Origin of the sequence: Motilimonas sp. E26, from assembly GCF_021278025.1 — a bacterium.
Lineage (GTDB): Bacteria > Pseudomonadota > Gammaproteobacteria > Enterobacterales > CBDFNC01 > Motilimonas.
Map to the genome: position 1 here is coordinate 48866 of NZ_JAIBHJ010000026.1, position 6705 is coordinate 55570.

A 6705-nucleotide genomic window follows, 5' to 3' on the forward strand; every position below is an offset into this window, starting at 1 on the left:
CGTCATAAGAAAACATCGCTAAACGCTCAAAAAATATTCATGCGTTTGCCCTGCCAGCTTTGTATTGAAAACACAGCAGGGCTTTGGTGCATGCATTTTCAAGTGAATAGGGCATACAGTTAGCTAATAAAATTAGAAGCTTAAGTTTGAGAAAGTTCCCTCAATTTATCACTAACTGTGTGTTATTTGTCCTAATACACAGTTTAAGACTTTAGGTTGGTATTCCTGTTGCGAAAATCGTAGTCTGGCACTACGTGGCGCAATGGTGGTAGCTAATGATTTCTCGCAGTATTTTTCGCTTATTGGTATTGTTTTTTGTCTTTTGTGTCGTCATGACATTTGTGACTGAGAATATGATGCCTTGGCAGAAACTTGAGTTGATTAGCCAAAATCTTATCTCAACCTATCTGCCTGTTTCCTCTGAGTTAAGCGCCCTCGTGCTTGATGGCTTACTGATATTGAGCTTTGTGTTAGTTACTTTGGCCGTTATTGGTCTCTTACTTTTTTGGGGTTGTTCACGTTGGTTATTCCTCATTGGTTATGGTGTGCTGATCTTAGTTAATTGGCTAACTAAAGAGCCCTTAATTGTCAGTTATCTTGCGAATATATATACCCACCTTACTTCTATCACTGGCGGTTTTATTATCTGCTGTGTATTTTTTACCAACATCCGTTATTACTTTATTGCTGAGCGAAAAATCTGGAGTTAATACCGCGATTTACAAGTAAAAAAACCTTGTTATTTATTAACAAATAGCATAAAAAACCAGTTATTAAATAAGAATAAATGTATTACCAAAGGCTGTTTTTGTTGTTTTATTAGAGTAAATAACTAATTTAAGTTACTTTGGTGGTGGTTTAAAATGCTCATCTGGGTTTGTGTATTATGAATAAGCTTTTCTCTGACCGTATATCAGACGTTCCTCAATCCTTTATTCGTGAGATTCTAAAAGTAGCGATTGACCCCAATATTATCTCTTTTGCGGGCGGGCTGCCTAATCGCGACCTTTTTCCGGTGGCAGCGTTAAAAAAAGCGACTAATGACGTGTTTGATAGTGCAGGTAAAGATATTCTGCAATACAGTAATACCGAAGGCTATTTACCACTGCGCGAATACATTGCTGCACGTTATAAAAAACATGAAGGCTTAGACATCGATCCCGCGGATATCTTGATCACAAGTGGCTCTCAACAAGGGTTAGATTTACTTGGCAAAACCTTATTGAACGAAGGTGATGACGTTATTATCGAAGAGCCCGGTTATCTTGGTGCGATCCAAGCTTTTTCAGTATATAAATCTAAATTTAATCCCGTACCTGTCAGCAGTGATGGTTTAGATGTGGTAGCACTTGAAGAGGTGTTAACTAAGGTAAAAGGAAAACTGTTTTACGCTGTACCAAACTTTCAAAATCCATCGGGCGTGTCTTACCCTGAGCAAAATCGTCACGCCGTTGCGGCGGCATTAGCAAAAAGTTCAACCTTAATCATCGAAGATAATCCATATGGTGATTTGCGCTTCTCGGGTAAGCAGGCTACGTCATTTAAAGCACTGATACCTGAGCAAACGGTATTATTAGGATCGTTTTCTAAGACGGTGGTACCGGCATTTCGTTTAGGTTGGATTGTTGCCCCTAAAGCTTTAATGGAAAAGTTAGTGATAGCTAAACAGGCCTCTGATTTACACACTAATTATTTTTCGCAGCGTGTATTATTTGAATTCTTATCACAGAACGATCTTGATGCTCATGTTGCCAATATTATCAAGGTATACGGTGAGCAAAAAAATGCGATGGAGCGGGCGATTAAGAAGTACTTTCCGGCAGAAGTCACATGCACCGAACCAGAAGGAGGGATGTTCTTGTGGGCAACGTTACCAGAAGGTATGGATGCCAGAGCCTTATTTGATGTCGCGATTGTAGAAAAAGTGGCATTTGTTCCCGGCGCACCTTTTTATGTCAGTAAAACTGAGACCAATACCCTTCGACTTAACTTCTCAAGTGTTGATCCAGCGACGATAGAGGAAGGCATTAAGCGTTTAGGAAGGGTAATTAAATCTCAGCTGTAAACTTGCCTTTTGGGTGCGCTTTAAAATCAAGATCGTTGTGATGCTAATTTAAAAGGCAGGGCGAGCGCAAGAGTGTACGAAATCTAAGCAATGTCACGAACAAAGTGGAATTTTTCTTATACGAAACGCCGTGAAATCATCCCTCAAAAGCTGTTGATGGCTTAGCTGCCGCATCCTTGCGGCAGATATTCGATTAAGAAAATCCCCTTATCGTTCAAAAAAATTCATGTGTTTGCACTGATTTAATAGGTGCCTGCACTAGCGTGCCTAGTATTGAAACATGGCGGGGCTAAAGCATGCACCTTCAAGTCGATTGGGTATCCTGCCACTCTCATTAAGTGGCTTTTATCTCGCCATTTAGTCGGTTAAAAGCTGCTAGATAGCTGTTGTTACCCTTTGACTATATTGCTTCATGCTTTCTTGTAACATTTCTGTAATAAAATATTGTGTAGTTATTTTTCTTTCTCACAGCGGTTCCTTTTGAATAATAAAATTGCATTGGTGTTTTTATCTTTATTTGATTTATTTCAATCGAATTGAGTGCATTTCAAGGGGAGCTATACTAAATTAATCCCGCTGACCTCGATGTCAGTGAGGGTAAGAGCTAAGCCCACAATAATAATCTTAATTAGTTCATGTTGTTTTGTTAGATATTGGGCCGCACATTCAATGAGTTAAGGACTGTTCGGTGAATATTGTAATTATTAGTGGTAGTCAACGTAAAAATTCATCCGCCTTTGGCGTCGCTCAAGCGGTTGCCACTAGGGCTAAACTCTCGGACGATGTAGTAGATTGTCAGGTTTTGAGTTTGGCCAAATTAAGCATCCCCTTGTGGGATGAAGACTTATGTAAAGAATTAGATCATTGGATGGATGATTGGTTTGACACCCACCAGCTTTTAGCTGCTGCTGACGCAGTGGTTATTGTTAGCCCAGAGTGGGAGGAGGTGACGTTAAAGAATTTTTTTGCGTTATGTGAGCGCTCTGAATTAAGCACCTTACCGGGTGTTGTCGTTAGAATTGCCAGTACTTGTCGTGGTGCCTTTTCTGCGCAAGAGCTAAGGCTAAGTAATTTTGTATTTAACCGCCTATGCTACGTGCTTGACCACATCGTTGTCGCCACCACAGATGAAGTTGTTAAGTGTAAGCATCAAGATTACTTCCTTGATGGCTTGAGCGCTGAGCGAGTTGATTACGGTTTTAAATTGATGAGCTGTTTGGTAGAAGGAAATAGCCCTATTTCTCACTTTATGCGTCCGAGCGACATGCTACAAATACCAATGAAAACGGTAGCGATGTCTCATTAAGTAAATGCCCAGATAAGAACATTTACCTTTTGCAGCCAACACCAGCCATAGTGTTGGCTTTTTAATAGCTAATAAACCTCAGTTTTACTTAAGCCAATTACGAGCGGGCACCTATTTTACTGCAAAATTTCGTTTTCAGGGATGAAAACGCCAAGCGTATAGGGACATATACCCAAACTATATCAAGAAGCAAAGTGCAGCTTTATTTTTTAGGTCTTGTTTGGGTCTATTTATCGTGTTTTGCATGAAAAATATACTGTATTGTTTATCTAGAACTCGGGTTAATTAACGCTATCTTTCGTTGTTTTCTTTGTTTGCTCATGAGTTGCTGCAGGGAGCTCATCCTCAGAAATTTCGCCACATAAATATACTCGACTTGAACTGAATGGAGTGAGTGGTATTTGCCCTTCGGCTTGTGGCTCTGGCTCGGGTATTTTTTGATGATGCAACCACTTTTGTTCAATTCTATTGACGAGTCGATAAGCCACAATAACGGCAATAATACCAAAAATCATGGTGCCTAATGCTTGTCCGTACAATACCCCACTAGGGCCAAACCAAGCGGCACCAAAATAAACAAAGGGAAAGGTTCCCAGTGTTGATTTACCGACGTTTAGCATGGTTGAATAGCTGGCAAAGCCTAAGTTATTGAATGAAGCATTGGCGACAAATTGTCCGCCGGAGAAAATGAAGCTGACGGCAATCACTTGGCAAAACAAGCGTACAATACTGGCGCCTTCAGGACCCACGCCAAAGGTTTGAATGATTAACTCTTGGCTGAAAGACAGAAACATGGCCGCCACTAATATGTATAAGGTGACAAACTTGAGTGATTCATTCAATGTTGCGCGCACGCGAGGATAATAGTGAGCGCCGAAGTTCTGCCCAATAATCGGGCCGATAGCGCCAGATAATGCGAAGATCATGCCAAATGCGACCGGTAGAATTCGCCCTACAACCGCCCATCCCGCCACGTAGCCATCGCCAAACTGTGCTATCACCGCTGTCACATAAGCATTACCAAACGGCGTGGCAACATTGGTTAATATGCCTGGGCCAGCAATGGCGACAATGGGTTTTATATCTTGTTTAAAGTGCGGCCAATGGAAGCGGCCAATTAACTGGTGCTTGTAGTTTGCGCCATAAAACCCCACCGCTAATACAGCAAAGCGTGCTAAAACAGATGCAATAGCCGCCCCTTGAATCCCCATTCCTAAAGCAAAAATAAAAATAGGATCTAACACAGCATTAACCGCGCCACCAGTCAGGGTTGAATACATGGCTTGCTTTGCGTCTCCGACCGCACGAAGCGCCGCGCCCATATTCATTGCAAGGCATAGAAATGGCAGGGAAGGCACTAAAATACGCAAATAATCGGTGGCGTAAGCCAAGGTTTGTCCTTTGGCGCCAATCATAGCGAGCATTTCAGGTACAAACCACCAAAGCAGCCCGCTCACCAAGCTAGTGACAATAAAGCCCAGAGCGGCCACATGAATAGCAAAGCGCTTTGCCTTGGCTCGATCTTTTTGACCGATGGCTCTGGAAACAAGGGCCGTCATTGAGATGGATATACCAATCGCGATAGAGGTGGTAAAAAATGATAGTGTACCGGCATAGCCAACGGCTGCTGCTAGCTCTACTTCACCGAGTAAACTGATAAAAAACAGATCAATTAAGTCAACTAAAAACAGCGCGGTTAAACCGATGGCATTAGTCGAAGACATTACCACAATATGTTTAAAGATAGAGCCTGTTAAGAATTTTGCTTGTGGCATGTTACGCCATCATTAGTGATTACGAATTGAAACAATAGTGTAAAAGGGGAGGGAAAGAATGTCACCGCCTAAATAGGCGATGACATTCTTTACAGCTAAACGAGCGCTAAGGGTGTAAGCGTAAAAACTTATCCAATAGCTCGCTTTTAGTCTCAACATGAGCCGGATCGGGAATAATACAATCAATCGGACAAACCGCCACACAAGTAGGCTTATCATAAAAGCCCTCACACTCGGTGCACAGGTTTGGATCTATCTCATATATTTCAGCGCCAAAGGTAATTGCAGTATTGGGGCACTCTGGGTCGCACATATCACAATTAATACACTGATCAGTAATGAGTAACGCCATATCAGTTACTTATCCTATTTTTTATTCAATTCACGCGTTTGTATGCCTATTGGGCTCGAACTATTACGCATGTGGTATATACAGCATAAAAAGCAAGTATACACCTTTGCCAGTTGTGGTGCTGCACTATCATGGTCTGAATATTTAGATGGATGTCCATGCTTTCGTATTAACGCGCCGCCCAAAGGCATCGTATTGATACTCACTGGTGAGGGCACCTTGGCTACGTTTGATTTCTTGACCATGATGAAACAGGTGTTGGGTGAGCACTTCACCGTTAAGGTTAATGCCAGCCAGTTGGCCTTGTTGAAATTCATAGTCAACCTGCTGGCCATCCGGTAATTGCCAGCGTTTAACGCGACCAAGGGGGTCGTAGTCATAATATTGGCTGGCCCAGCTTTGATGGTCTTAGGTGGCTGTCCGATATTGAGGCAAGATTGATCACGCCTAAAAAATACACATCCAGTCAGCGCGACTGATTTCTAATAGTATTTAGCCAAAAATTCCATAAATTAATGAACCTGCAGGGAATATTTACAGCAGAACTAGCCTTTTTCGCTGGTTTTTTCGCCATCAAATCGCTGGTTATTTAGATGGCTGTCCAGTATTCTTGCTCTGTGAATTGCCAGCAGGAGCCACAATAAAAACGTAATAATATTAATGGTTTAGTTGATATTTTTAGTGCGGTGCTCGCTTAAGGAACAGCGTATGTTGTAGCACTAGTAAAGAACCTTAATAATCAAAAAAATCACAAATTAATGTAGTTATCTCACTAGTCGAAACATGTTTTTCTACTTCTCTATCATATATAGCTAAGTATTGCCCTCTTCTATCAGAAATAATTTCTAGTACCTCATTTTTTGTGTTTATTACTTCTATAAAGCCATTTGAGACACCGTCAAGCTCTACGGCTTCATATAGAAGATAATTTAGTGAAACCAACTGATAGTTGTTGCTGCCGTAGGAATTTTTCGGATTATCAAAGCGCATTAATATTTTTGGCACCAAGTTTCTTTTCCAATCAAGAAGTTCTAGTCCATTTTTAATTAATTCATTGAACTCATTTGGAGATTCTTCTCCACTTATTTCGCACTCCCTTATAGGGAAAGCAAGATAAAGGTTAGATCTTTGTAAGCGCTCAATACTCCGCAGGCTTGATTGTTAGGCGATCACTTGTTCTTGCGGATATTCCACGGTAGCAGTGCTT

The 6705-nt window shown here is 41.4% G+C and carries 7 protein-coding genes; 4 read left to right on the top strand and 3 right to left on the bottom strand.

Features of this window, described 5'->3' with window-relative positions; all coding sequences use genetic code 11:
* The first annotated feature begins 275 nt into the window (after positions 1 to 275).
* The 3 genes from K1M91_RS17505 to K1M91_RS17515 all read left to right on the top strand — a co-directional run bounded on the left by K1M91_RS17505 (position 276) and on the right by K1M91_RS17515 (position 3371).
* Positions 276 to 710, top strand: a complete 435-nt coding sequence (locus K1M91_RS17505) for a hypothetical protein (RefSeq protein ID WP_232803548.1) — start codon at positions 276 to 278, stop codon at positions 708 to 710.
* 176 nt (positions 711 to 886) lie between these two features.
* Entirely contained in the window at positions 887 to 2065 is a 1179-nt protein-coding gene (locus K1M91_RS17510; RefSeq protein ID WP_232803549.1) for a PLP-dependent aminotransferase family protein, read from the top strand.
* A gap of 688 nt (positions 2066 to 2753) precedes the next feature.
* On the top strand, positions 2754 to 3371 hold the full coding sequence (locus K1M91_RS17515; RefSeq protein ID WP_232803550.1) for an NAD(P)H-dependent oxidoreductase: 618 nt from the start codon (positions 2754 to 2756) through the stop codon (positions 3369 to 3371).
* A gap of 281 nt (positions 3372 to 3652) precedes the next feature.
* Here the strand turns inward: K1M91_RS17515 and K1M91_RS17520 are convergent, their stop codons facing one another.
* Together K1M91_RS17520 and K1M91_RS17525 are read right to left on the bottom strand one after the other, a co-directional pair.
* The gene (locus K1M91_RS17520; protein ID WP_232803551.1) at positions 3653 to 5146 is read right to left on the bottom strand and encodes an MATE family efflux transporter; all 1494 of its coding nucleotides are present in this window, start codon (positions 5144 to 5146) and stop codon (positions 3653 to 3655) included.
* Positions 5147 to 5252: 106 nt separating this feature from the next.
* A complete protein-coding gene (locus K1M91_RS17525) occupies positions 5253 to 5498 on the bottom strand; it encodes a YfhL family 4Fe-4S dicluster ferredoxin (RefSeq protein WP_232803552.1) in 246 nt (81 codons plus the stop codon).
* 42 nt (positions 5499 to 5540) lie between these two features.
* Between K1M91_RS17525 and K1M91_RS17530 the strand changes: the two genes are divergently transcribed.
* A complete protein-coding gene (locus K1M91_RS17530; protein WP_232803553.1) occupies positions 5541 to 5840 on the top strand; it encodes a hypothetical protein in 300 nt (99 codons plus the stop codon).
* A gap of 390 nt (positions 5841 to 6230) precedes the next feature.
* Here the strand turns inward: K1M91_RS17530 and K1M91_RS17535 are convergent, their stop codons facing one another.
* Positions 6231 to 6503, bottom strand: coding sequence for a hypothetical protein (locus K1M91_RS17535; RefSeq protein WP_232803554.1), 273 nt, complete (start codon positions 6501 to 6503; stop codon positions 6231 to 6233).
* Between the last annotated feature and the right edge of the window lie 202 nt (positions 6504 to 6705).

Excerpts from the sequence above, each read along its gene's own strand:
- K1M91_RS17505 (WP_232803548.1), top strand. The coding sequence starts at position 276 with ATGATTTCTCGCAGTATTTTTCGCTTATTGGTATTGTTTTTTGTCTTT.
- K1M91_RS17510 (WP_232803549.1), top strand. The coding sequence starts at position 887 with ATGAATAAGCTTTTCTCTGACCGTATATCAGACGTTCCTCAATCCTTT.
- K1M91_RS17520 (WP_232803551.1), bottom strand. The coding sequence starts at position 5,146 with ATGCCACAAGCAAAATTCTTAACAGGCTCTATCTTTAAACATATTGTG.
- K1M91_RS17525 (WP_232803552.1), bottom strand. The coding sequence starts at position 5,498 with ATGGCGTTACTCATTACTGATCAGTGTATTAATTGTGATATGTGCGAC.
- K1M91_RS17530 (WP_232803553.1), top strand. The coding sequence starts at position 5,541 with ATGCCTATTGGGCTCGAACTATTACGCATGTGGTATATACAGCATAAA.